Origin of the sequence: Coleofasciculus sp. F4-SAH-05 (genome assembly GCF_040222985.1) — a bacterium.
Classification (GTDB): domain Bacteria; phylum Cyanobacteriota; class Cyanobacteriia; order Cyanobacteriales; family Coleofasciculaceae; genus Coleofasciculus; species Coleofasciculus chthonoplastes.
Genome location: NZ_JAVKBY010000118.1, coordinates 1 through 25,970 on the forward strand (window position 1 = coordinate 1; position 25,970 = coordinate 25,970).

The 25,970-nt window shown below is 44.8% G+C and carries 17 protein-coding genes; 6 read left to right on the plus strand and 11 right to left on the minus strand.

Going from position 1 to position 25,970, the window contains the following annotated elements; translation table 11 throughout:
• Nucleotides 1-168: 168 nt before the first annotated feature.
• From RIG27_RS14240 to RIG27_RS14255, 4 genes are all read right to left on the minus strand, one after another.
• Nucleotides 169-1,056: an NAD(P)-dependent oxidoreductase gene (locus tag RIG27_RS14240; protein WP_446346125.1), complete on the minus strand. Its 888-nt coding sequence runs from the start codon at nucleotides 1,054-1,056 to the stop codon at nucleotides 169-171.
• Nucleotides 1,057-1,098: 42 nt separating this feature from the next.
• The gene (locus RIG27_RS14245) at nucleotides 1,099-1,842 is read right to left on the minus strand and encodes a class I SAM-dependent DNA methyltransferase (protein ID WP_446346127.1); all 744 of its coding nucleotides are present in this window, start codon (nucleotides 1,840-1,842) and stop codon (nucleotides 1,099-1,101) included.
• A 163-nt stretch (nucleotides 1,843-2,005) separates the two neighbouring features.
• Nucleotides 2,006-2,965 carry a ribonuclease Z gene (locus tag RIG27_RS14250; protein WP_446346129.1) on the minus strand — a complete coding sequence of 320 codons (960 nt, stop codon included), beginning with the start codon at nucleotides 2,963-2,965 and terminating at the stop codon, nucleotides 2,006-2,008.
• A gap of 254 nt (nucleotides 2,966-3,219) precedes the next feature.
• Nucleotides 3,220-3,468, minus strand: coding sequence for a DUF389 domain-containing protein (locus RIG27_RS14255; protein WP_446346153.1), 249 nt, complete (start codon nucleotides 3,466-3,468; stop codon nucleotides 3,220-3,222).
• Nucleotides 3,469-4,041: 573 nt separating this feature from the next.
• Here RIG27_RS14255 and RIG27_RS14260 point away from each other — a divergent pair.
• Nucleotides 4,042-5,190: a SpoIID/LytB domain-containing protein gene (locus tag RIG27_RS14260; RefSeq protein ID WP_446346131.1), complete on the plus strand. Its 1,149-nt coding sequence runs from the start codon at nucleotides 4,042-4,044 to the stop codon at nucleotides 5,188-5,190.
• A 69-nt stretch (nucleotides 5,191-5,259) separates the two neighbouring features.
• Nucleotides 5,260-5,388 (plus strand): hypothetical protein, encoded by a 129-nt coding sequence (locus RIG27_RS14265; protein ID WP_446346133.1) that lies wholly within the window; start codon nucleotides 5,260-5,262, stop codon nucleotides 5,386-5,388.
• Nucleotides 5,389-5,581: 193 nt separating this feature from the next.
• On the opposite strand, the gene RIG27_RS14270 is transcribed toward RIG27_RS14265, so the two are convergent.
• Both RIG27_RS14270 and RIG27_RS14275 read right to left on the minus strand, forming a co-directional pair.
• Nucleotides 5,582-6,907 (minus strand): hypothetical protein, encoded by a 1,326-nt coding sequence (locus RIG27_RS14270; protein WP_446346135.1) that lies wholly within the window; start codon nucleotides 6,905-6,907, stop codon nucleotides 5,582-5,584.
• Nucleotides 6,908-7,055: 148 nt separating this feature from the next.
• Nucleotides 7,056-7,196, minus strand: coding sequence for a hypothetical protein (locus tag RIG27_RS14275; protein WP_446341238.1), 141 nt, complete (start codon nucleotides 7,194-7,196; stop codon nucleotides 7,056-7,058).
• Between the two features lie 221 nt (nucleotides 7,197-7,417).
• Between RIG27_RS14275 and RIG27_RS14280 the strand changes: the two genes are divergently transcribed.
• Together RIG27_RS14280 and RIG27_RS14285 are read left to right on the plus strand one after the other, a co-directional pair.
• Nucleotides 7,418-8,203: a TVP38/TMEM64 family protein gene (locus RIG27_RS14280; protein WP_446346137.1), complete on the plus strand. Its 786-nt coding sequence runs from the start codon at nucleotides 7,418-7,420 to the stop codon at nucleotides 8,201-8,203.
• A 354-nt stretch (nucleotides 8,204-8,557) separates the two neighbouring features.
• Entirely contained in the window at nucleotides 8,558-10,102 is a 1,545-nt protein-coding gene (locus RIG27_RS14285; RefSeq protein ID WP_446346139.1) for a mercuric reductase, read from the plus strand.
• Nucleotides 10,103-10,618: 516 nt separating this feature from the next.
• Here RIG27_RS14285 and RIG27_RS14290 read toward each other — a convergent pair.
• Nucleotides 10,619-11,566, minus strand: coding sequence for an NAD(P)-dependent alcohol dehydrogenase (locus RIG27_RS14290; RefSeq protein WP_446346141.1), 948 nt, complete (start codon nucleotides 11,564-11,566; stop codon nucleotides 10,619-10,621).
• Between the two features lie 154 nt (nucleotides 11,567-11,720).
• Between RIG27_RS14290 and RIG27_RS14295 the strand changes: the two genes are divergently transcribed.
• Nucleotides 11,721-12,740, plus strand: coding sequence for an isochorismatase (locus RIG27_RS14295; RefSeq protein WP_446346143.1), 1,020 nt, complete (start codon nucleotides 11,721-11,723; stop codon nucleotides 12,738-12,740).
• 310 nt (nucleotides 12,741-13,050) lie between these two features.
• On the opposite strand, the gene RIG27_RS14300 is transcribed toward RIG27_RS14295, so the two are convergent.
• The 3 genes from RIG27_RS14300 to RIG27_RS14310 all read right to left on the minus strand — a co-directional run bounded on the left by RIG27_RS14300 (nucleotide 13,051) and on the right by RIG27_RS14310 (nucleotide 23,279).
• Nucleotides 13,051-14,859 (minus strand): glycosyltransferase family 39 protein, encoded by a 1,809-nt coding sequence (locus tag RIG27_RS14300; protein ID WP_446346145.1) that lies wholly within the window; start codon nucleotides 14,857-14,859, stop codon nucleotides 13,051-13,053.
• A 641-nt stretch (nucleotides 14,860-15,500) separates the two neighbouring features.
• Nucleotides 15,501-15,977 carry a thiol-disulfide oxidoreductase DCC family protein gene (locus RIG27_RS14305; protein ID WP_446339892.1) on the minus strand — a complete coding sequence of 159 codons (477 nt, stop codon included), beginning with the start codon at nucleotides 15,975-15,977 and terminating at the stop codon, nucleotides 15,501-15,503.
• Nucleotides 15,978-16,301: 324 nt separating this feature from the next.
• Nucleotides 16,302-23,279: a CHAT domain-containing protein gene (locus RIG27_RS14310; protein ID WP_446346147.1), complete on the minus strand. Its 6,978-nt coding sequence runs from the start codon at nucleotides 23,277-23,279 to the stop codon at nucleotides 16,302-16,304.
• Nucleotides 23,280-23,700: 421 nt separating this feature from the next.
• On the opposite strand from RIG27_RS14310, the gene RIG27_RS14315 reads away from it, so the two are divergent.
• Entirely contained in the window at nucleotides 23,701-24,249 is a 549-nt protein-coding gene (locus RIG27_RS14315; protein ID WP_446346149.1) for a phage tail protein, read from the plus strand.
• Nucleotides 24,250-24,369: 120 nt separating this feature from the next.
• On the opposite strand, the gene RIG27_RS14320 is transcribed toward RIG27_RS14315, so the two are convergent.
• Nucleotides 24,370-25,122 carry a PEP-CTERM sorting domain-containing protein gene (locus RIG27_RS14320; RefSeq protein WP_446346151.1) on the minus strand — a complete coding sequence of 251 codons (753 nt, stop codon included), beginning with the start codon at nucleotides 25,120-25,122 and terminating at the stop codon, nucleotides 24,370-24,372.
• Between the last annotated feature and the right edge of the window lie 848 nt (nucleotides 25,123-25,970).

A 25,970-nucleotide genomic window follows, 5' to 3' on the forward strand; every position in this document is an offset into this window, starting at 1 on the left:
CTGTTATGCTAAATTGCATCAGAATACGCCCAAAATCCTTGCTAAGCAAGGATTTTGGGCGTTATTTCGAGTTAACTTAGACTGTGGAGGCATAAAATCACGGTATAACTGAATTTGGAGCCGTTTTAACTAACAGTTTGGCATAGTAAGTCCGGAAGAGCCATAATGTTAAATTTGCAAAGATACTCCCACAATATCTTCTAAGAGTTTCACCACATACATCTCTCCTTTGTCTTGACCATATTTTGCCTGAGCAGAATTAAAAATAGTTCTGGCTTGATTTCCCATCATTAAAGGGACATTGTATTTTTGAGCTAGTTCATCAATCAGCCGTAAATCTTTGACGCACAGTTGCAGCGTAAAGGAGGGATCATAATGTCCGGCAAAGATAGATGGAATATCATGTTGTGCTACCCAACTATTGCCGGCACTCGCTTTAATCATTTCCGATAAATTACTGAGTGGAATACCAGCTTGTGCGCCAAGAACAAGTGCTTCTCCGATGGCACAAGCATTCACAAACCAGAGCATATTAGTAATAAGTTTTGTTAGATTTCCCTTCCCTAAACCTCCGGCATAAAAAATTTGTTCTGCCATGGGTTCAAGAATAGGTTTGGCTTGTTCAAATACCTCAAATTCACCCCCAACGAAAAAGACTAATTCTCCTTTTTCTGCTCCATCTACTGCATTGGTTACAGGTGCATCAAGTACCTTAATCCCCACAGAAATAGCTTTTTGGGCAATACGTTGGAATACGATGGGAGAATTGGTTGTACAATCAATCCAAGTTGAATTGGGACTTAAATGATTCAAAACTCCTTGCTCCCCCAGCATAACGCTTTCCACTGCTCCCGGATTGGGTAACATTGTAATCACTGTATCTGTTTGATCAGCAACGATTTCTGGTGATTCTGCCCATGTTGCTCCCTTTTTGATCAGGTTTTCTGCTGATGCTGGACGCAAATCATGGACAACCAAAGGAAAACCTACTTCAAGTAAATTTCGTGCCATGGGATTTCCCATATTACCAACACCGATAAAGCCGATTGGATTCATGTTTTTTATCTCCACAATCTAATTGTTCTCGTTTCCACCCGTTTAGATTACTTTCTTATAGACATAATATTGCTTGCAGGACGTTATATATTGAAATTCAAAGCCACATTCATCCAATAAGATTTTAGCCATAGATTCTGGCAAAAGCTGATAGTTACACGTTTGCTCCGCTAAAATCACATTTTTTCTAGAAAAACTATAGTGTTTATCAAACTTACTATGAGGACGGGGATAAATTTTTTGACGGTAAGTTATTCCGTTGGATAAAGTTTTTTCATAGTCCTTATGAACACCTTGAACACTAAAAATTAAACATCCTTTATCGTTTAAATGACTGGCTACATTATGAAAGCTCTTGATAATATGTTGTACTTTTATTAAATGACTGCAAAAAATATAGTCGTTTGGCTCATTTTCAATAAAATACCAAATTCCTCCATTGGAAAAAGCTGCATCAAATTTTTTATCTAAATTCATACTTAATACATTTTCAGCGTGTAAAGCAACATTTTTCTTCAGGCGGTTTTGTGCTTTCACTAACATGCTTTCAGTAAAATCAATCCCCACTAAATAAATTTCAGGCAATTTTTCAATTATTTTCTCCGCTAGTAATCCGGTGCCAATTCCTAATTCTAAAACAGAATTACATGATTTTAGTATCTGGGTTAGAGCATTACTTTGAGCGTCGTAATTATAATAACCTGTCGTCATTAACATATCGTAATATTCTGCAATTTTCGTATATTGATTGATAGATTCTTTGCTCATTTCTTCTGTTTTTTGCATTTTTCAACACGTTTATCAAGAATGCAAAGACATTCCTGGACTAATTTGCCACTAGGATTTGTCTGCACTGGCTAATGAATAGTTACTCTATCATGATCAGTAAAGTTGTGCAACAATTTTCTGTGACAACAAGCATCGGATCATTCTTTTTCTAGACCACCCCTCATCTCCCCTCTACCACTAACTCTGGGACTCGACGCCGGGGTATTTCGTAACTGAAGAAATCATACGCCAATTTTGTTTTGGGGAAAATGGCTTGTGCTTCCTTGAGTAAATCCTCTAATCCAATATCATTTCCGGGTGCATAACGCGGGCTAAAATGGGTCATAATTAACTGCTTGACCCCAGCACTTAATGCCACTTGTGCCGCCATTGTTGATGTGGAATGTAACCGTTCAAATGCCAGTTGAGAATCCTGATGAGCAAACGTCGCTTCATGAATTAACACATCAGCATCCTGAGCCAGGTCTACTGCTCCATCACAATAAACCGTATCCGTACAGTAAACAAATTTACGCCCAATTTCGGGTTCTCCACACAAGTCTTTACCCTGAATTTTACGTCCATCCTCTAGAGTGACGGTTTCTCCCCGTTTCAGTTGACCATAAATTGGTCCGGGTGGAATCTTTAATGCCTTGGCTTTTTCGACATCAAACCGTCCCGAACGATCTTTTTCAACGATGCGATAGCCAAACGCCGTCACACGATGCTTGAGCGCTCCACAGATTACCGTATATTCCTCATCCTCGTAAATAATACCGGGGCTAACTGTGTGTACCTGCGTGGGGAATGAAAAACGGGTATGGGAGTATTTGCTGCACGCTTTTAAGTACTCATTCAGACCGGGAGGACCATAAATATCAACCCGATCAACATTACCGGCTAAACCACAGCTCGCCAGTAGTCCCATTAAGCCAAAGATATGGTCACCATGCAAATGGGTGATAAAAATGCGGCGAAGTTGACTGGTTTTGAGTTCACTGCGTAAAAGCTGATGCTGAGTGCCTTCACCACAGTCAAACAGCCAAAACTCTGCCCGTTGAGGGAGACGCAACGTCACACTGGACACATTGCGCGATCGCGTGGGTACTCCGGAACTGGTTCCTAAAAATGTAATTTGCACAAACTTGACCCTTGAACCTTAGTCGGGGAAACAGACTCCCCTATTCATGTTACAGTTTGTCATTGGTCATTGGTCATTGGTCATTGGTCATTAATCATTTGTCATTGGTACAGTAGGGGCGGGTTTAGTTACATCTGGGTGCAACCAAAAAGATAGTAGTGAAACCCGCCCCTACACAATCTTCCCCATCTCCCCTATGTTCCCCATCTTCCCTGCGATCAATCCACTGTCTGCATCATCTTTAATCCCTGACGTTAACTTGATGCCTCCGATCCGATCATTAGCACTGTGATCATACCTGCCAAGATAATCAAGCCAACATTAATCGCCAGCAATTCTAAGCCACCAACCCCCCGAAGCGGATCATGTGACATAAACGCGATCGCAGCCGCCGCCGCAGCAGGGACTAATGCTAAAGCTGCAACCGTTCCCACTAATGTATCGACTTTCTGCTTGACTAAAGCAATGGTTCCAGACACCCCCGCCGCCAAAGCCACCACCACACTGTACCAACCCGGTTCTACCCGTTCTTCCAGTAGGGGCAAAGGCGACTAATGATAACGGTAGAAACGCTGGGGCAATAATCATCGAACCAATCAGAATTGGAATCGAATTGGTCAACAAGGCAATGGCGGATAAAATGCCCGCCATGCCCATTAACACTAAATAAGAGGGTGAAAGCACCACTTCTTCCGAGAGTTGCTGGAGAATCTTGGGTTCAACCAGAGGGGGCTGGGGAGTTTGAATCAACTCGTTTGGTTTGTCCATGATTAGAAAATAGGGAACAGGAAATAGGGAATAGGACTCTAGGCAATAGGAAATGGGAAGGGAGAGATTTCCCCAACAGGAGATTATACCCCTGGGATCGCCCTGCACTAGCCGATGAGCAAGAAACATGTTAGAAATATGCCTGTCAATCTTTTTAAGGGATGCAATCTTAGCCAGAGCAAAAATCAGCGTGCGGATTCTTGGTTCCAGTATCGGGAACGGAATAATCTAGCGATGACCAAGATTGGCAATTCCATCTCTGTTAATTATGAAACCGAGAGTAGTCTTCGGATGAGGAAGTTTTACAGATGAAATCTAGACGTTTTCCTTTTGTTGTGGTAAAGATGTTCAAGTTAATAATTCGCTCTGGAGGGCGTCACTGGTTGCTCTCTTTTTTATTGTGGATGATCTTAGTCAGTCCCGCCCAAGCCCTAACGGAATTACGGGTGGCGATTGAAGAAGGCGTCAGTCGCGTTAAGGTGGGAAGTTCAACCAAAGCCATTGTTCGCGATAGCGCGGGTCAACCTGTGGGAGAACTTGCGCCGATGAATGGTTTTGACGCCCAATCTGGAGGAAGTGGAGTTCGTTTAGGGCGTTGGAGTTCGGGCTCACTGTGGATTGAACCCACTGAGGATGGTTTAGTGTGGATAGGCGATCGCTGGTATCGAGGGCGAACTCGATTAGTGGCAAAGGGGGGACGATTAACGGTGGTTAATCATGTGGACTTTGAGCAATATCTCTACAGCGTGATTGGCTCAGAAATGAGTCCGAGTTGGCCCCAAGAATCCCTCAAAGCCCAAGCTGTTGCGGCTCGTACCTACGCTCTGTATAAACGAGCTGAATCAGGGAATAGCGTCTACGATGTCGGTGATACAGTTAAGTGGCAAGTGTACAAAGGACTGGAAACTGAAGCCGAAAGCACTCATACCGCCGTCAACGCCACAGCCGGACAGATTTTGACTTACGGCGGTGATGTGATTCTATCCGTTTTCCATTCCTCGTCGGGTGGACATACTGAAAATGTCGAAGATATTTGGAGTAAACCCCTAGCGTATCTGCGAGGAGTTCCCGATTATGATGTGGGCGCACCTGTCTATCAATGGACTCAAACCTTTTCCGGTAGCGAATTAGGACGCCGGATTGGTGGAGTTGGGCGCGTCACCTCTATGACCCCAGAACGGACAACTCCCCATGGGCGCGTTGTCACCATGAGAGTAAAGGGAACAGGGGGGAGTAAGCGGGTTAGTGGCAATGATATGCGTAAGGCGCTGGGACTGAAAAGTACGCTGTTTACGGTGAGTAATATGGGTGGCAGTTTTCAAGTTAGTGGTCGCGGCTATGGTCACGGATTAGGATTAAGTCAATGGGGGGCGCATAATTTAGCGCAACAGGGTGTTAACTATCAACAGATTTTGAGTCATTATTATCAACGGGCAATGATTTCTGAGCTTCCGTAATTTAAGAACAGACAATTAGCTGTTAGGACACATCATTTTATGTAGAGACGTTGCATTTTAGTCTCTACAATGGTGCCGAAAGTCCTAATCGATGTGTCTACTGCTATAATTGTCGGGGCGGGTTTAGGGACAATTGTCGGGGCGGGTTTAGGGACAATTGTCGGGGCGGGTTTAGGGACTAAAGTCAGCTATTGCTGAAATAACTGAACAACAAAACCCGCCCTCCTCACTGAACAACAAAACCCGCCCTTTCCCACCGATAAGCTGTCATGCATTTAAATTGGGTATTAGTAGCGAGCAAGATGCTCACACTACAATAATTTCGCCATTATTGACATTAAAGTTTAAATGCCGAACAGCTTAACTGAACAGCACAACCCACCCTGGCTTGCTAAGAACCCGACTCTAAACGGCGTTGCCATTCAGCATCAATTTGGTCTTTGCGTTGCAAATCTTGATCCAGTAAATCCTGTTCACTGGTATACACTAAATCCTCTTGTCCAATCACATTTTGCGCCGCAAACTGTTGGGCATACACCAGCTTTTTCTGTAAATTGGCATCAGCTTGAGCCAGCGCTAAGGCTTCCTGCTGTCGTTGCTGATTACGGGCTTCGATTTTACTATTTTTCCGTTGAATCCAGAAATAACGAATCAAAGGAATCGCTAAAAACCCAATTCCGTACCCCAGTAAAAACCAGTAAATTGAGGCGACAAACGCCACCAATCCGCCTATCTGGGCAGCAATTTCACCTCCTCTTAATAGAGAACCCAGCATCAACGCGCCGACAATATTCACTCCGCCTAACCCAATTGCCAGAATCTTTTGTCCACTGGTAGCCGCACTAAAGCGCCAAAGCTGTTCTTGCAGGTAAGAGGGAACAGGCTGAGGATGTTGCTGTTGTGCAGTTGTCTGTAAATCGGGGAAGTGATAGATAATGTCTCCATCGGGACTAACTTCTGGGCGCCCATTGAAACGGCTGAGAACGGGTAACATATAATCCTCGTATTCCCGTTGATAGCCTGTACCAATATCATCCAAATACGGAGCAATCTGTTCCGCTGTAACTGCACCGCCGGAATTGCGAATTACTGTACCAACTTCTTGCCAACGACGTTCTTCTAAATCCGCATTGGGATTACCATCACCAAACAGGAATGAGAAAATTGACTCCAGAAAATTAATCTGCTTACTCTCAGCAGAATTCCAGGAGGTGCGCCGTTGTCGATGGCGTTCGTAACTGGGGTCAAAAAACCAAAAGATATCGGGTCCAATCCAGAAGCGGGGCATGAAAAACATACCGCCGCCTCGATTAGAATCCCCGTTACCGCCACCACCTGAATCACTATCGCTGCTGGAATTGATACTGATGACGATAATCGAAATGGCGATAAAAATGAGGACAATTGAAAGTAAGAGGAGAAGCCCGAAGGAAATCCGAATCAGGTAGAATAAGACACGCCAAATTTTTGACCACCATTCCTGCAATCGTAATCGGAGGAATTTGTTTCGCAGGTTTGTCCGAAAGTTTTTGGGGAACAGGTAGGCAATTTCACCTGACTCGGCGACTTGCAAATGTCCACCTGCATCGGAGGCTAGCGCTAGTAATCCTCGTTCGGCTAGATTGATATTCAATCCCGCCTTAGCCGCTACGTCACCCACGGTGACGCGATAGCCGAGCTGCTCGACGCTATTCATTATTTTGGGATCGGGAGCCATAGCTGTTATTGTAAAGATTTTTGTACTCTCTACTCCAAGTATAGAAGTCTGGCTCAGACGTGAGATTTACACCAAAGCCGAACTCCGATACAAAATGGTTTGAGGAAGGGTAGCAACGCATCAGGCGAGATTCTTCCTTTCGCTAATGTTATAACAAAAGTTGGTATGAATGGATGAATCTCGCGATCGCACTCGGCGCAACAGGCAGTTCCCCATTCGGCTGCATTGAGTGGTAGTAGGCGATGCCAGCTTTTATGGCACGAAGCGTGCCTACTACGAACGAACCCATGTTAGATCTTCAAGTTAAGCCCTTTATTAGGACTTTACCGATTAATTATTTTTCTAGAGCCAAGAGTACAGGAATCAGAACACCGATCATGAGTAAGGGAATATATAAAGATGAATAAGGGGACAAGGGAATTCTCAGAGTATCAGCATAGGATAATCATAACGATGCACCTGGGATGGCGCATGATTGATCAGATAGGTCAACAGAGGAGAGACAACTGAATGAAACGCCAATTCCTTCCCCGACACCAGAGACAGCTATACAAGCTCACCCTATTCACGCTGCTGGTGGTTGGTACAACATTACTTATTGCCGCCAATCCCGCCTTCGCCCAGGAATCAGCCACGGGTTCAGGATTCAATCCCCAAGAATGGTTACGCAACGCCTTGCAGTGGATTCAAGACCTCGGTCCAGTTGGTGCGATCGCGTTTATGGTACTTTATATTATTGCTACGGTAGCATTCCTGCCCGGTTCCATCCTCACCTTAGGGGCGGGCGTTGTCTTTGGTGTCGTTTTGGGTTCTATCTATGTGTTCATTGGCGCAACCTTGGGAGCAACCGCTGCGTTCCTGGTAGGGCGATATTTAGCCAGGGGTTGGGTAGCGCAGAAAATTGCTGGGAACGAAAAATTTAAAGCGATTGACGATGCAGTGGGTGGGGAGGGATTTAAAATCGTGCTATTAACCCGACTGTCGCCTGTGTTTCCCTTTAATTTATTAAACTACGCTTATGGATTAACCGGGGTTTCGTTGAAAGACTACTTTTTTGGTTCTGTGGGTATGATTCCCGGAACGATTATGTATGTTTATATTGGGTCTCTGGCGGGTAGTCTAGCGAGGGTGGGGACAGAAGCACAACCGACTAATCCGGCGGTGCAATGGACGATTCGGATTATTGGATTAATTGCCACCGTTGCTGTCACTGTATATGTTACCCAAGTTGCTAAAAAAGCCTTAGATGAAAAAGTCTCGGATGATGTGGTTCTCGATGAAAGCGTTTCTGATTAGTTTTGAATGTTCTAGACGTGGTATTTGAGTCTGTAGGGGCGGGTTTTACAACTATCTTTTTTTGTCACCCAGATGTAACTAAACCCGCCCCGATCAAAGTGAGAGACTAAAAAAAATCACCTTTTCCCCAATCACTAAGTACCTGGACAGAAATTCTGTACCCTGTACTAATAAATGTTAACAAGCCTAAAACCCTTACTGTTCCCTGTTCCCTGTTCCCTGTTACACACCGAGCGTGTTACCGAGCGAAGCGTTCGACTGAGCGCTCACGCCGAAGTCCGAGGTAAGTCGAGGTGTTCCCTCATCTCAACCGTTAACTTTAGTTTTGTCTGACTACTTATTAAGGAGTAACTGATGACATCAACATCTGAGAGAGTAATTGTCCCGCCAATGGACGAGTATAACCAGCAATTGGTTTCCCATGTTCATCCACCGGATTGGGTGAATCCCAAACCCGCTGAGCGGTATGATCTAGTGGTAATTGGTGCAGGAACAGCGGGATTAGTCACCGCCGCCGGTGCTGCTGGGATGGATATTGGTTTAAAAGTCGCCTTAATTGAACGCCATCTCATGGGTGGGGATTGCTTAAATGTTGGATGTGTCCCCTCTAAATGTATTATTCGCTCATCCCGTGTTGTTGCCCAGATGAAAGAGGCGGGAGATTTTGGAATTCGTCCTCCTGAACAGATTGATATTGATTTTCCCGCCGTCATGGAACGGATGCGGAAACTCCGGGCTGGAATTAGTCATCATGATTCAGCCCAACGCTTTAAACAAACCTATAATATTGATATTTTCTTAGGAGAAGGGTCGTTTCAAGATTCTAATACCATTACCGTTGGTGATAAAATTTTGCGGTTTAAAAAAGCCGTAATTACGACGGGGGCTAGGGCTGTACGACCATCAATTGAGGGCATAGAAGAGACAGGATTTTTGACCAATGAAACTGTCTTTTCCTTAACCGAACGCCCCAAACGGCTGGCAGTTATTGGCGGAGGACCCATTGGCTGTGAATTGGCACAAGCATTCCGTCGTTTAGGCGGTGAGGTGATTCTTTTCCATCGCCATTCTCACATTTTAAATAAAGAAGATACTGACGCCGCAGAAATTGTGCAGCATAAGTTTGAACAAGAAGGTATTCGCTTAGTTTTAGATTGCCAGATGAAACGGGCAGTCAAGATGGATGAGGGTAAGTTACTGCACTATACCTGTAATGGTCAGGATGAGTCCACGATTGTTGACGAAATTTTAGTGGGTGCAGGGCGTGCGCCAAATATAGAAGGGTTGAATTTAGACGCCGTTGGCGTGGAGTACCACCGCAAAGGGATAAAAGTTAATGATTATCTACAAACAACGAATCCGAATATTTATGCGGCTGGTGATATATGTATGAAATGGAAATTCACCCATGCAGCGGATGCAGCGGCACGAATTGTAATTAAAAATACGTTGTTTTCTCCCTTTGGTTTAGGGCAGTCTAAACTCAGTGATTTAGTCATGCCTTGGGTAACCTATACTGACCCGGAAATTGCCCATGTCGGCATGTATGAAGATGAAGCTCAGGAAAAGGGAATGAAGGTGAGTACAATTAAGATACCATTTAATACGGTAGATCGTGCGATCGCGGATGGGGAAGAGGAGGGATTTGTGAAAATCCACCATCAGAAGGGTTCCGATAACATTTTAGGAGCGACAATCGTGGCTTCTCATGCCGGGGAAATGATTAGTGAAGTGACAACAGCGATTGTGGGGAAAGTGGGGTTGAGTAAGCTGAGTAGTGCGATTCATCCTTATCCGACGCAAGCCGAAGGGATTAAGAAAGCGGCTGATGCGTATCGGCGCACACTGCTGACATCCAATACAAAGCGCTTTTTAGGGTTACTCACTAAGTTTTCTTAAGAAAGTTTGTAGTAAGCGCTATCTTCGCTGATGCTGCACTAAAGTGCCGACTACGAACTAGCAATCGGGATTCAACTGGATAGGAGATGAGGTTTCTAATCGCTTCTTGCCTAGACTACTCAAGAACTATCTCCTGCAATGCTACTAGAGTCGAGGATTTTTTCTGTTATAGCCTAGCATAGTTAAGCAAAGATTAACATTTGCTAAAGAGTTACAGAGATGGACGTGTAGGGGCGGGTTTTACAGCTAACATTTTGATACCAACCACTAACCTGACTAAACCCGCCCTTTTCCGGGTGCGGGGGTATACAGCGTTTTCAGACTCGATGTGATACACCCAAACAGGAGCAGAACAGAGCTTTCCTAGATTTACTGTACTACACCGTCTTAGAAAGTGCTGTAAGGGTTAAGTCAGGGCGGGTTTTGCACAAACGTTATCATCAATAGCGAAAAGAAATTCCCTAAACCTGCCCCTACAAACCAGGTTTCATCGAGCGCAGCGAAGAGTCAAAACATTCAATTTTCAACTATAATCACCAACTTACCCACAACATGACCTTGTTCACTCTCCTGATGCGCCTTAGCAACCGCAGAGAGAGGATAGGTTTGAGCAATGACTGGGCGCACTTTCTGAACTTCAATCAGTTCTTTCAGAGACTTTAAATCCAAACCATTGGATTTGACAACCACAACTTTAGCTTTTTTCCCCGGCAGAACCGCCGTGACAAAACTCTCCAGGAAGTTAACCGGATAGGGTTGAGTCGTAATATAGACACCATTGGGTTGCAAACTGTCTTGGCAATTCCAGAAGGATTGATTTCCGACCACATCGAAAATAATATCGTACTTGGCAGTATCCTTAGTAAAATCCTGCTGAGTATAGTCAATCACTCGGTCAGCACCCAATTGTTTCACGAACTCACTATTTTTACCACTACAAACCCCTGTCACCTGAGTTGCAAACGCCTTGGCAATTTGTACCGCTAAGCTACCCACACCACCCGACGCGCCGTTAATCAGCACGTTGTACTCCTTTTTAATGTTTCCCTCATCTCGCAAGGCTTGCAGTGCGGTGAGTCCGGCTAAGGGAACAGCCGCCGCTTCTTTGTGGGAAAGCTTTTCCGGTTTTGGACAAGCGGCTTGTTCTGACACAACTGTATAGTCGGCATTTGCACCACCTGTGAGATTATCAAGACAGGCATAGATTTGGTCTCCGGGTTGAAAACGAGTCACAGCCGTTCCCACCTCGACAACTTCCCCAGAAATATCAAATCCCAAAATTATGGGAAAGTTATAGCCCGTTAAGAGTTGCAGCATTCCCTGTCTGATTTTCCAGTCAATGGGATTAACGCTGGTAGCATGGACTTTGACCAATATCTCATTAGTTTTGATGGATGGAGTTGGCAAGTCTATAACCTGTAAGACATCCGTTCCACCATACTGATTAATTGCAACTGATTTCATCAACTATTCTTTCTCCATAGAGATTATCACCAATTCTTCTAAAATTTAACAATACTCTCCAGAACAATATCTCAGTCTTGAGGCAGACTCTGAACGTGAGTTCATTACCCATAGTATAGTTGTCAGATGCTTTCGTGAACAGGATTGATTAGTGATGAGTACTAATACTCAACTCCCCATCCCCTCCCATTTCAACTCCAATCAGGTTGGAGACGTCTGGCGTGTTCCCTATCAAGAGCGGGTCAACCAAGCCGAAGCTTGGGCAAAACAGCATCATCTCCAGCCCGCCCATGAAGATAAAACCCGGATTGGTTTATTGCTAATCGATGTTCAGAATACCTTTTGTATTCCTGAATTTGAATTATTTGTCGGCGGTCAATCGGGTACGGGAGCGGTTGATGATAATGTGCGATTGTGTGAATTTATCTACCGCAATTTAGGAGTCATCACCGAAATTGCAGCAACGATGGATACCCATACCGCGATGCAAATCTTTCATCCTATATTTTGGATTAACGATGCTGGAGAACATCCACCTGCAATGGCTAATATCTCTATGGAGGATGTAGAAAAAGGCGTGTGGAAAATCAATCCAGCCGTTGTACCTCGGATTCGCCAGGGTGATGAGAAATGGTTACAAGATTATGCGCTGCATTATGCTAAGATGCTCAATTGTGATAGCAAATATCCATTAATTATCTGGCCCTACCATGCCATGCTGGGCGGAATTAATCACGCCTTGGTTTCTGCGGTGGAAGAGGCTTGTTTATTCCATAATGTTGCTCGCCAAAGTCAGACCCATTTTGAAATGAAAGGTAGTAATCCAGTAACTGAAAATTACTCGGTTCTCCAACCGGAAGTTCTTTTCGACCAGAATGACCAACCTATTGCCCAAAATAACACACCATTTCTGGCAAAATTGTTAGAGTTTGATAGATTAATTATTGCCGGTCAAGCCAAGAGTCATTGTGTGGCTTGGACTGTTGATAACTTGTTGGGTGAAATTCAAGCCAGAGATGCCAAGTTAGCTGAGAAGGTTTATTTACTGGACGATTGTACGTCTCCAGTGGTGGTTCCTGGCGGTGCGGATTTTACGGAACAAGCTGATGCGGCGTTTCAACGGTTTGCTGATGCGGGAATGCATTGTGTAAAATCGACTGAACTTATTGATTGAACGTTGGACAAAAAAACACCAATAAACTTGCAATAAATTAGGTTGGGATCAGGGCGGGTTTTGTTTTTGATTTTGAGGTGACTATCTAATTGAGTCCCTAAACCCGCCCCTACAAATTGTCCCTAAACCCTAATGTTCCGACAAGTGTGGCTGCTTTTGTGCAAACGGTGAGAACCAGCGTACTGAAACAAGCAAGATTGTATAGACGCTTCATATTGTGAATTAGAATTTTCTATTCCCTGTTCCCTGTTCCCTGTTTCCTGTTCCCTAATCTCAACCGTTAACTTTAATTGTGTCCACCACTTAGGCATTACGGCAAATCTGACGCCGAGGAACCTTCATAATCATTAGCCAAGCAATGATACAGTTGATAATGATAACCATCCACCCCTACCTTATTCTGAGAAAAATCTTCAGCATAACAGTTGGTTAAATCGGCTACTGTTGCTTTAAAATTGACCAGCCATATATCTAGAGGGCGTGGCAATTGAGCCAGTGTTTGTTCAAGAGTGGTTGAGGCGGTACAGGTTGACTCTTGACAGCGATATTCGTTTTGATGAGCCAGGAGAAATTGGGGATTCTTGATAGTAGATGAGGCATGATTCTTCAACTCCCAAGCAATTCCCATTATTTCCCCCGTTTGCACTAAGGTATTATGGGTAGTGGCAATCAGAACAGGAAAAGGGGAGGCTTGCTCAATAATTGGCACGAAAAGGTCAGGACGGTAATATTTTTGATACCCTAAGTTATTAACTACTGTAATTCCACTCAATAGTCCCATGGCTCCCACCATCACAACGACAATTTGACCCCGGTTTCGCCAAGGGGAAAGGTTGGGTAATTTTTGAGATAGTTTCCATATCACCGCTAACGCGGCGGCGATTAATAGGATGACAGCCGGAAAATAAACAAAGTGATAGCGTGCACCTCGGGTCAAGTCTTTGCCTAGAATATAAGTTATAGCAAAAAATAGCGCGATCGCACTCAAGACAAACCCCGCTAAAACCCCAGTCTGCCAGCGTGTTTGTGCCTGTCGCACCAAAGTTTTACCCCCCCGATAGACAAAGGGAATAACCCAGACAAAGAACCCAATCATCCCTACCCCAGCCGCAAAGACAACTCCCAGGGAAGACGATTCCACAGGTAACAGCGACACCATCGTAATCCAAGCCGCCAATGTCTGAAACATCGGATTAATCCAACTCAACAGACTTTCACGGTTCAGCATCATCCAATCCGCCATCTGGGGTTCATACCCTCCCTGCACCACAGGTATCCATACCAAACCGCCAACCCCTGTTCCCATCGCCGCCGCCAAAATCCGCCACCAATTCAACGATTTTGGCGCTAAATTCTTGTCTGGGTATGACTCCACGGGCGTTTCCCTACCGTTTATCCCTAGTTTCCACCCAACACGATAGTGCCACAGCCACAATCCCATCAGGGCAATTCCTTCAGCAAAAAGGGTCAAACTAAAAAAATAGTGGGTGGCGATACCCAAACTATTCACTAGAACCCAAACTAATACCACCTTAATCGGTAAAGGTGTGCGGCGTTTCAGATGCTGTACCGCCACCACGAAGCAACTCAGGGAAGCGATAACCCACAGAATACCTAACGTATAATGACGTGCTTCCTGTGCCAAATAAATCCCAAACGGAGACACCGCCATCATCGCGGCGGCGAATTGCGCCACAACCTGGGAACGAAACGCCACCCAGCCGAATCCATACATGGCTGGGATAGAGAGAACCCCAAAAAAAGCCGGGAGCGATCGCGCCGCCAAAAGTGAGATATACTCTCCTGAAGTGGGAAATAACTGCATCCACCTATGCGCCAGCATAAAATAAAGTGGCGGATGGTGATCCTCGGTTAACAGCTTCTGCCAAACTAAACCCACACCAGCGTCAGGGTTAGGTTGTAGAGGATGTAACAGCGTCTGTAAAGAAATAGCTTCATCTAGGGGTACAGCCTGAAAACTATTGCCCAAACTAAACACCAGCGTCGCAAATTCATCCGTCCAAAGGGACTTCAGGGTAAGATTGGTGAAGCGCAAAGCCGCACCAATGACAATCCATACCAGTAGCAGGAGTAGATTAAACTTTTTTCGGGACTGCAAAATATTCAACGGGAACAGAGGAGTAATGTTTGTCGTTGCGCTGTCTTCGCCATCAAAGCTAGCATCACCGACAACAAACCTTTAAGTCAATGCCACGCTGATTAGGACAGGTTTAATTGTTCAATTAATGATAACCAGCCAGGGCGGGTTTTGTTTTGCCGTTATCGGTGAGGAGGGCGGGTTTTGTTTTGCCGTTACAGCGCTTTCCTCTGCTATGAGGTACAACATCAATCTAGCAGTTTGAGGGATAGCGGGCTAATACTGTACTCCATAAGAGCGCGAAGCGCTGTATCGGTGAGGAGGGCGGGTTTTGTTGTTCAGTTATTTCAGCAATAGCTGACTTTAGTCCCTAAACCCGCCCCTACAATTGTGCCTAGTGATTGTGACGTCCTCCTACACCGACCCTACGGGTACGGTTGTAGGCTTCCTTTGGGGTTCCGTTTCAGAACGACGCTTCCGGCGTTTTATAGTGGGGAACCTATCGCCGGATAAGCTAATAACAGGCGTGCCATGTCACATCTCTACATTAAGATTAATGGTACTGAAATTTTGGCTGGTGGGCACTGCCCACCCTACGGTATATTAAGAGTTTCGGTGATCCAAACCTGCTTATTTCAGTGCCATTGACATTAAGATTAAGATTAACGTTCTAGGCGACATTTTTGCTCATCTCGACACTCTAAACCCTGTTGACGTTGGGCAATTAAGGTGGCTAGACTGGGGCGTCCTGTCAGTTTGAGGCGTAAGTTTGCCCAGATAGTATAAATTTGATTGGCTAAACCATTGAGGATGGGTATACGAGTCGGCGCATAAATCCAACCCATCCCTAGAATCTCGTAGACAGTACGAAATACTTCAATATCTTTGATAATTTTACCATCTGGTAATATTGCATGAATGCGTCCCATTGCCGTTTCATAATCAATCCCGCTATTGTCTTCGGGATTATAGGATTCATCGGCAATATCGACAAATTTCACTAATCCTCTACCCGCATCCCGTTCTAGGAGAAAGTGAACTTCTCGTAGACACAAGGGACACTCACCATCATAGAGTAGCTTGATTTGCCAGGATTGGGCTTGTGGATTGGATCGGGTTAGGGTTTCAGCGCTAGACATTAATATTTTTCTTCGTTTGTCAACTGTTTTATAGCTATATTAACAAATATTAATAAATAGGGGTTACCCTGTCAACTTATCTCTTTGAATCTAGGGTTATCTGGTGATCATCACCTGAAGCGGATAACCTGCGATCGGGTTAAACTATTCACCACAGCCATAATCACGCTGTCCAACATCTAATCGGGGCGGGTTTAGTTACATCTAGGTGCAAAAAAACGATAGTAGTGAAACCCGCCCCTACAATTGCCTGTTGCCTGTTGCCTGTTGCCTGTTGCCTGTTGCCTGTTGCCTGTTGCCTGTTGCCTGTTCCCTGTTCCCTGATTACCAAGGATTACCAATTAGGGTAAAGGAACTCCAAAAATAAGGATGGCTGTAGTTTTGGTTAATCGACGCCGGAAAATCAGGGGGTAAGGGAATACTACTCTTAGTTGTGATTAAGCGATCGCCCTCTCGTTGCACTTCACCTCTAAGCATTGCCAGTTGTGCCTTTCGCAAGGCTTCGGCTTTAGTAGAACTTTGCTTAAGGTTTTCGTAAAATGTGGTCATTAGTCCCAGTGTCCCCTCATCACTAACATACCAGAGACTGCCCAAGGCTGACTTGACCCCAGCTTGTACCGCTAACCCTGTAAATCCTAATTCCGCTTCCTCATCCCCTAACGCCGTGCGACAGGCACTTAAAACCAACAGTTCCACCGTCGGTTTATGCCAATCTAACTGCCACATCTGATCCAGATTGATTCTCTTATTGTCCCACAACTGAATATAGGAATTCGCAGGTTTTCCCGGTTGAAATTCGGCATGGGTGGCTAAATGAACAATACCATACGCTGCTTTTCGGCGTGCTTGCTTGAGATTATTTAAGGTAAACTCTTCATTCAGAAAGGATTCACCTTGCCACACTTGATCGGCAATCACCTGTAACTCAATAGGAACACCAGGTAAAGATGCCTTATCCCGAAATTTTGAAGCCCCCATTGCCAACACCGAATCATCTCTGACATCTTGATAACGAGTATCGGTGAGACTGAGGCTAGGCATTAAGCCGACACTATAGTTCTCAATGATAAACTGATCCCCATCATACAAAGCAGCAATGGGTATAGAACGCAACCCAGTGTCCATAACGAATGCCAAATGCTTGATGTCTTGTGCGGCTAAATCGGCGGCGATGGGTTTAATCAACCATTGATACATCTGGTAAGCCGATGGCAGATAATCTTGATTACTGAGAACATTGGTTACCGTGCGGCGAAACTGATCTGCCATGTTCAGGACTTCTGCTCTAGTTATATTAACCGATCGCCGAATCGGATGTCCATCGGCAGAAATGAGAATTAATTCTAAGCGATCGCTCGGTTGCGGGGTTAGCGATCGCAATAAACTGGTATTATTGGATGTTACCTCTGTACCATCAGGCACAGACGTAATCGTTTGCGGGGCAAATACCACATAAATCACTGCCGACTTCACCCCTGTCGCTGCTTCATTATCACGTAAGATTTCTCGCGCTTGTTTTAAAGTAACTCCCGCCCGTTTCCCCCTGCCAAAATATTCCTCATAATCGCGACTAAATAAGGTATCAATCTCCATCACTCCCGATTCATCCTTTTCAATCGGGGATTGACTTTGATTTGAATCGGCGGTGGTTAAATCAACGGCGTTAACGGGGATATCACGGGTATCATCAACGCTAACAATCCGAATATTACCTTCAGTGTGGGTAAAAGGAAAGGATTGGAAAGGGGCGATGGTAAACTCACCACTGGTAATGGCAGCAGCTGTGCCGTTAATTGTCGCATCTCCCACATCAAAGGGAATAATTCCGCCTCCCCCATGACGAATCGTGATATCACCGCCACCATTTCCACCTGCCGTAGAAATGCTAGTTTCCCTACCATTGTCAGGAAAACTACCCGTTGCCCGAAACACGCGATCGCTCTCTATCTCGACATTACCCCCTCTACCATTCGTTCCCCCCTGTGCATTTATCGAATTCACCTGGATATAGTCACGGGGATCAAGCGTAACATTACCACCATTGCCGATACTGCCACTGGAATTGATATCTCCTGCATCAATACTTACCTCAGCATTAACGACAATATCACCACCCGTCGCTGCTGAGGAATTTAGGCTACTGCTATTCACCCGATCCTGATTGCTGGTGAGATGAATATTACCGCCAGCCGTCGTAATATTACCCGTGGTTAGGGTATGGTTTGTTGCCAGTTGAACTGCTCCTCCAGAGGTTTGCACATCTTGTAAATGAATTGCACCAGTTCCTGTTATTTGCTTCAGACTAGCCACCCTGATTGAATTATTTGCCGTAAAGTTATTGGCATTAAAAATAGTCAGATTCCCCAGTGGGGTGATTTCACCAACGCTATCTGTAAATGAGATATTCCCCATTCCTGACGCCGCTAGGTTTAGATTAGCCAAACTACCGTTACCGTTGAGCCTATTATTAAACCGGATATCACCGCCATTTGTTCTCAGAAATGTATCGCCAGTTAGGATAGTTGGAGCATTAAATTCAATCGTACCATTCGCTGTTGTCACCTCACCCGCGAAATTCAGCGAATTAGCGCCATTAAGTTTAAAATCGTCCGTGAGATTAATCCGGGCTGTTGTCGGGATATCCAGATTACCACTAAGAATTGTTAGATTGCCAATTGGGGTTGTACTCCCTATCGTTTCGGGTAATTTCACCGTACCAGTTTCAGCGACTAAGTTCAGGCTTTCCGTTCCATTACTACCATTAATTGGATTGAGAAAACGGATATCACCCGCACTCGTATTCAGATGAGTATCACCCGTAAGCGTAACCACACCATTCAAATCAATCGTGCCAGTTGTTGTAGTAATAGTCCCCGCCAAATTTACTGGACTCGTGCCATTTTGCTGAAAGTCTCCAGTCAAATTAAGGGTCGTGGCAAGATTTAACCCCCCATTAATCGTCAGGTTATCCAATGGGTTACTCTTACCAACAAGATGATCAAAGGTAATACTATTTGCACCAGCAGACAGTTCGAGATTGTGGTTTCCGTTGAGACTATTCTGAAAAACAATAGTACCTGAACCACTTGTATTGAGGGCAGTATCACCAGTTAAAGTAATTGGGGCATTGAAATCCAGATTCCCGTTTGTCGTCGTAATTTCACCTGCCAATGCCACCGCTTCAGTGATATTCAGTTGTAATCCGCCCTTCAGGTTAAGGTTTATTGTAGCTGGGAGATCTAGGGTATGACTAGAGATAGTAAAATTGCCAATTGATTCAAAATTCGCGGTATCCTCAATAATTACCCCACCCTGTAATCCCTGATGTTCAATCATCAGATGATTGGTATTGATATTACCGTCTATAGCAATATTACCGCTCTGATTATTAGTTAAACCCTCACCTGTATTCAGGGTAATGTTAATATCTCCCTCACCCGTATCTAGTGTTATTATATCCACTGTTATTTCATTTGCAAATACGATTTCAGCTTTACCCATCTCTCGCTGGGCATCAACCACTCCATTTGCCAGAGTTTCGTTGGCAATTAGGTTTAAATCACCATTATCTGTAAAAATATCAGCATTAATAAAAATACTGCGTCCAGCTTGAAACGTGAGATCGCCCCCATTGCCGCTAGGATTATTGATAATCAGGGGATTATTGAGAGTAATATCGTTATTGGCTTGCAGCACAACGGCTGTACCTGTATTCAGAGTACGTTGTAAAAAAGAGGGAGAAAAGGTTACTGAAGCACCAGGTAAGTTAGCAAATGTCAGATCGGTGGGGACACCGACGGTTACTCGACCATTACCTTCATTGGCAAATTGTACCCAAAACGTTTGATTAACTGGGTCATTAACCACTGTACCCAAACCTGCATCTGGCTGGCGACCAATAATACTATTGTTATCGCTGATACTATTCGTGCCATTCCAAGTTTGTCCCGTACTTCCATCCACCCAAGTAACGGCTCCTGTCTTATTACTCCAGTTGGGACTGCTGACAACATAATTGCTATTGTTTAATTCAATAACGCCACCACTACCCACTTGGTCATTCGCCACATTTCCGATTAAACTGTTGAGTGCGCTGACTTGACCGATAGTCTCAGTTGTGGCGTCACGCCAAGTCACGGCGCCCCGGTTATTGTTCCACTCTGGGCTACTAATCACATAATTCCCATTACTCAGGGCTGTAACACCGCCACTACCGATGCGATCTGAGGAGGCTGGAGTTCCGACTAAACTGTTCGTGTCATCCACGACACCAATCGTGCCAATAGTGCCATCGCCCCAAGTGACAGCTCCCTGATTATTGTTCCAGTCAGGGCTGTTGACAATATAATCGCCATTAGCAAGCGCAATCACACCCTCGATTCTGGCAGGAAAACCTGGGACACCATTACCAATTTGGTCTCCTGCTGTACTACCGAATAAGCTATTAGTATTATCGACCTGCTCATTGCCAGTTTGCAGATTGCCATCCCGCCAAGTCACTGCTCCTAAATCATTGTTCCAGTTCGGACTGCTAATTACATAATTCCCGTTAGTCAGGGCGGTTACACCCCCACTACCGATGCTATCTTGGGCAAGGCTACCAACTATACTGTTATCTAGTCTTACAGAACCTGTGGTTAAACCGTTAATAGCATCCACCCAGGTGATGGCTCCCACATCCTGAACTGCCCCATTGTTCCACAGGGGGCTACTGACCACATAATTTCCATTAGTCAGCGCCGTAATGCCACCACCACCAACCTGATCACCAGTTTGAGTGCCAATCAAACTGTTATTTGCACTTACAACTCCTTTCGTACCCGTCACACCATCACCCCAGGTGACGGCTCCTAGACTAACGGTTGTCGGATTGGCTTCCCAGAAGGGGCTGCTGACGACATAATTTCCATTTTCTAGTGCAGTTACACCGTCAAACCCATTTTCGACAAATCCCACAAGATTATCCGGGTTACCACCAACTAAACTGTTGGTTTCATCTACCTGTCCTATAATCCCTGTAGCGCCATCACCCCACGTCACGGCTCCTTGTCTACCCCCCCAAAACGTGGAGTTGACTACATAATTACCATTGTTTTTGAGCGCCGTCACACCATTAAGACCAACCTGGTCACTTGGAAGAGTACCAACTAAACTGTTGGTTACATCTACTTCTCCCGAAATCCCAGTTGTACCATCACCCCACGTCACGGCTCCCCTGGTATCATTCCAGTTCGGGCTGCTGACAACGTAATTCCCATTCCCATTACTGAGGGCTGTAACACCACCACTCCCCACTTGGTCATCAGCCTGAGTGCCAACTAAACTGTTAGTGGCGTTAACCTCTCCGGTAATCCTGGTTGTGCCATTACCCCACGTCACCGCCCCCCTGGTATCATTCCAGTTCGGGCTGCTGACAACGTAATTCCCATTCCCATTACTGAGGGCTGTAACACCATCACTCCCCACTTGGTCATCGGTTTGACCCGTCAATATGCTAAGTAATCCGCCAGTTGAACCATCGAACAGGTAAACCGCACCCGCATTATCTCCACCAAAGTTATCCTCTGGTTTAGTAACCGCTACATTTCCCGTACTCAATGGCGCAATAGAATCCCCAAATCCGGAACCATTACCCGGATTCGGATCAACCAGGTCAAACTGGGGAATAGCACCGACAGTATCATCAATTACAATATTTTTCGGATCAAGCAATAGCGTCCCAGCTAATCCATTCATCGCCCCCACATCAACAATACCCGTCATTGAAAGTGTATTTTTACCCGACACTTCCACAAAACCGCCGTCACCGCTAATGACACCACCTTGCGCCTGAATCGTACCGGAAAATTGAGTGTGTTGGTCAGACCAAACAATCGCCTGTCCTGCGTTTCCCAAGGTTAGGGCGTTGGCGTTTAAAGTACTGCTATGATTCACAACCGTAGTTTGGGCATTAATGGCATTTGACGTTTGTCCCTGAAAATCACCACCGACTAAAATCTCTCCACCGCCACTGTTACCACTAACATCAATATCTGCGGCTAATAACTGAACCGTCTCAGCAAACAGATGAACTTTACCCCCTAAGTCTCCCGTCGCCTCAATGTCTCCTGAAGTGGTTAAGACTGTATCAGCATTACCCTTAAATTCAATTACACCTCCCTGTTGAGAACCATTTGCCTGGGTTGTGGCGCTAGTGGTTTGAATGACTGTACCTGTTGAATTAATCTGGATGTTCCCACCATTGCCCTGGTTTCCTACGACACTCATTGTTCCGGAGTCAAGTAAATGATGAGTTTGAACCTGAATATTACCCCCATTCGCCCCATCCGCCGTAATCTGACCCAGATTATCTACCCTAGAACCAACAACATGAATTGCGCCCCCCTGACTCGTATCGGTGGTTGATACTTGCCCTTCGTTGACAACTTGACCGCTATTCCCCGTCAGTAAAACAGGTAAATCGAGGGGATTAATTGGCAATTGCTCCCCAGTGGCGGAGCGAGGGGGTGTAATCTCTATGGTGAGGGGGCTTCCCGGTTGACTGATTCTGAGCAAATTCTCACCCGGTACAGCCGCGATCGCAACTTGTCCTCCTGCTGCTGTCAGTTGCCCCGTGTTGGTAATACTACCACCCGCTAAGGTTAAGTTCTGCCCTTGTCCCACCTCTAGATTGGCATGATTAATAATCGCCGCCGATTCAGCCCAGTCAAACGCTAAACTTGTGGGACTCCCGATTAAATTTTGATAATTAGTCTCACCGAAGGCATTAAACCAATTCTCAGCACCAAAGCCAATCCCCGTCGCCGTCGTTGCGGTAAAAGCAGCCGGAACATTAAGCTGGGCATTAGCGCCAAAAATGATTCCCGCCGGATTCATTAAGAATAGATTAGAATTTCCCCCAGTGACCTGAATTAGACCATTAATCATAGAGGTATCTCCGCCAACCACCCGTCCCAGAATGTTGCGAATTTGGGGATCGGAGATAAAGTTGGCAATTTGCTCTGGAGAAAGTCCAAATTGCTCGAAGCTATGGAAGAGATTGGCGCCATCTCCCGAAAGCGTTCCACCGTGGATATCCAAGCGGTTTCCCTCTGGGGTGACTTTGGTGTCAGTACCATCGGCGGCTGGGGTAATGGGTTGAGCCTGGGCTGGGGGAACCGAGTCCAGCCAAGCTATCGCTGATTTTAAGGTGCGATCGCGCTGAGGAAACCGTCCTATTTCGGGAAAATTTAGGTAGGGAATTACGCCGGTGAGGACAACACCGACAAACAAGCAGCGAATGCACAATGGGATAGATTTCATCGCTAGTCCCCCAATTCGGTAGAACTTGCCAAATCCAGCATACTTTATATTCTCGTCTCAAAAATAATGGCTCAGGACTTACCCTCCGCTATTTCCCTCCAGTCTACAGAGACAGGGTATGGCGAAACTCAGTTATCTTCAGGAGTTTTACTCACTAACTCTAACTTGACTAATTTTTTTTGAAAAAAGAAAAATATCGACGCCACATTGATAGCGTCAAACCTTAAACTTTGTAACAAAAATTTATTGACGGTTTGGTAAAGTTTGGCTACATTACTATGTCATTAAGCTCTAAAGAAAACTAATGGAGTCCTGAACCCAAAGAATGATTACATCATTTCCCGCCTTTTTGTTAGGGCGACAGGGAGCAGAGGGCAGTTTTAGCGCAACGTTACCTTATGGAAAACTTGAGGAATTTATTATGACAACACCCTTGATCGGTCAAATTGCCATGGTTGCTTTTGATTTTGCCCCCGATGGTTGGTATCTTTGTGACGGTAAGCTACGCAACGTAATCAGTGGTGAAAACGATGTTCTAGCGGCAATTTTGGCAGAAAAGTATAATCAGCCGGGTGATCCAACACAAGGCGTTTTTCGTGTCCCTGATTTAAGAGGTCGCGTTCCTCTGGGGATAAACCCGATGGGAGGAAATAGTGATAATGATCGCAACTCCTATGGCTTGGGTGATAAAAGTGGATCAGAGCAGGTTGAATTAACTCAAGCGAACTTACCAGAAATTCAACTGAAATTAAAAGCGACGAATGCTGACTCCAACGAAACCAGTCCGAGTGGATCTGCCATTTTGTCGAAACCGAGAAGTAGCATCTATGCTACTGGAGCTACTAATTTCGTGGAAATGGACTGTATTTCTAGTATCGGTAGTAGCGAGAACAACGCCCACAATAACCTGCAACCCTACTTAGCGATTAACTTTATCATCGCTTATCAAGGAATCGATCCACGCATCTAGTGGTATGACCCAGCTAAAATAGGGCTTTGTTTGTAGTGAACACGTCACTACTCTAATGCCTAGCTGAAGAGTACTAAAGTGTTCACTACGAAGCCGATCTATATCAGTATTTCGGGTTAGTTAACGCTGGGTTATTTTTTTCGTCAATCTCGAACCAAACCCCGCTGCCCCCAGTGCAAAGATACCTAGAATCGAAGCAGGTTCGGGAACTTCTGTGTGAGGTTCTTCAAACGCTTCTCCTACCTCAATGTTGTCAATAGCAAAGCTATTAACCTGAAAGCCAGGTTCTTCGTTGGGATCATCAGAAACAGGTGCATCTATCCCTTTAAACTCAACGCTACTCAAGTTACTCCACTGCTGGTCAAAGGTTATGGTTTGAAAATCCTCTTGAGGTCCACTTCCATCAGTAATACCATCAAAGGAAATCATTGTTGTAATCGAACCGCCTTCGGCTAAAAAGCCAGTTAATTCAACCATTTTGGATTGATCCTGGGGTTCTCCCCATTCTGCCAAGTCCAAGCTGAGTAACGAAAATGGAGTTCCGTTAACGTGAGACATGGTGACAGGATTTATAAACGGCTCCAATGTGTTATCGTTTAATAAATTCCGGATTACAAAATAGGTGCTGTCATTATGCGCCTCAAATACATTATTCGCTAATGCATACTGAGTTTGTTCACGGGGGAGAGTCGGCTCTAACAAGAAATCCTGCGATGTTATCGAGGAGAAAACATCTTCATTATCATTAGGTTCAATTGCATTATCTTCAAAATCAATAACCAGTGCTTGGGCGGCTGGACTGCTTAATACGGCAATTAACGTAGCCAGAGCTGTCGTTAGTGATAATTTGCCAATGACCTTTGAATGAGCCATGATAAAATGTATGTCCAAAAAAATCAAACTGAGTTGTGGAGATGCCTAGCCCTGATGGAAACCAAGAAAACTTAAATGTGTGGTAAGTCAATAGTCAAGCTGTTTTATTGTCTGAGAGATTATCCAGCTTTAATCTCGAAGTTTCCTTATTGTTTATCATTGCATCTTGCCAAGTAAAACTACAAGCGTTATAGCCATGATTTACGGAAAAAATATAGTCGAGATGACTTAAATAAAGCTGTGATAAAGTTTGCTCCAGATTTAAAACCTTGATTAGAAATTAGATAGGACATTGTGCCACAGCCGTTAATCGTCTGCTGGTCAAATCCATTTCTATTTTTCTAAAAACTATGTTTGACTAAGACTTCTTGGACTTTAGCTCTTAGCTAGAATCTGAAGCCTTGCAACCAACTGTTGTCAAAAAAGCTATCAACGTTACGGTCGGTTTTTCTTTTCTTGAAAGAGTATTTATATCATAATGGAATGTAAAGAGGTATAAACGTTGCTCAACAGAGACGAACTAGCAGTACCTTGGATAAAGGTGTAATTGTACCTTCATCCTTTCATCCCCTCATTCCGGAATTCTGGAACTTAATTTTCGTTTTCAGGATAATTACAGCAGATTTGGTGGTTGATGAGGTACAGTCTCTAAGCAAGATCCCCGACTTCTCGAAGAAGTCGGGGATCTGTCTGTGTACCTCACTTGAAAAGCGCTGTATAATTACTTATTTGTATTTGACAATTTTACTTGTAAAAGGTAAAGTTAATGCCGCTTTTCAAAACAAGGCAGCTTTTCTCCCTTTATTTCCAGGGATTGGAGCGATTTAAACACCCACACCCCACACCCC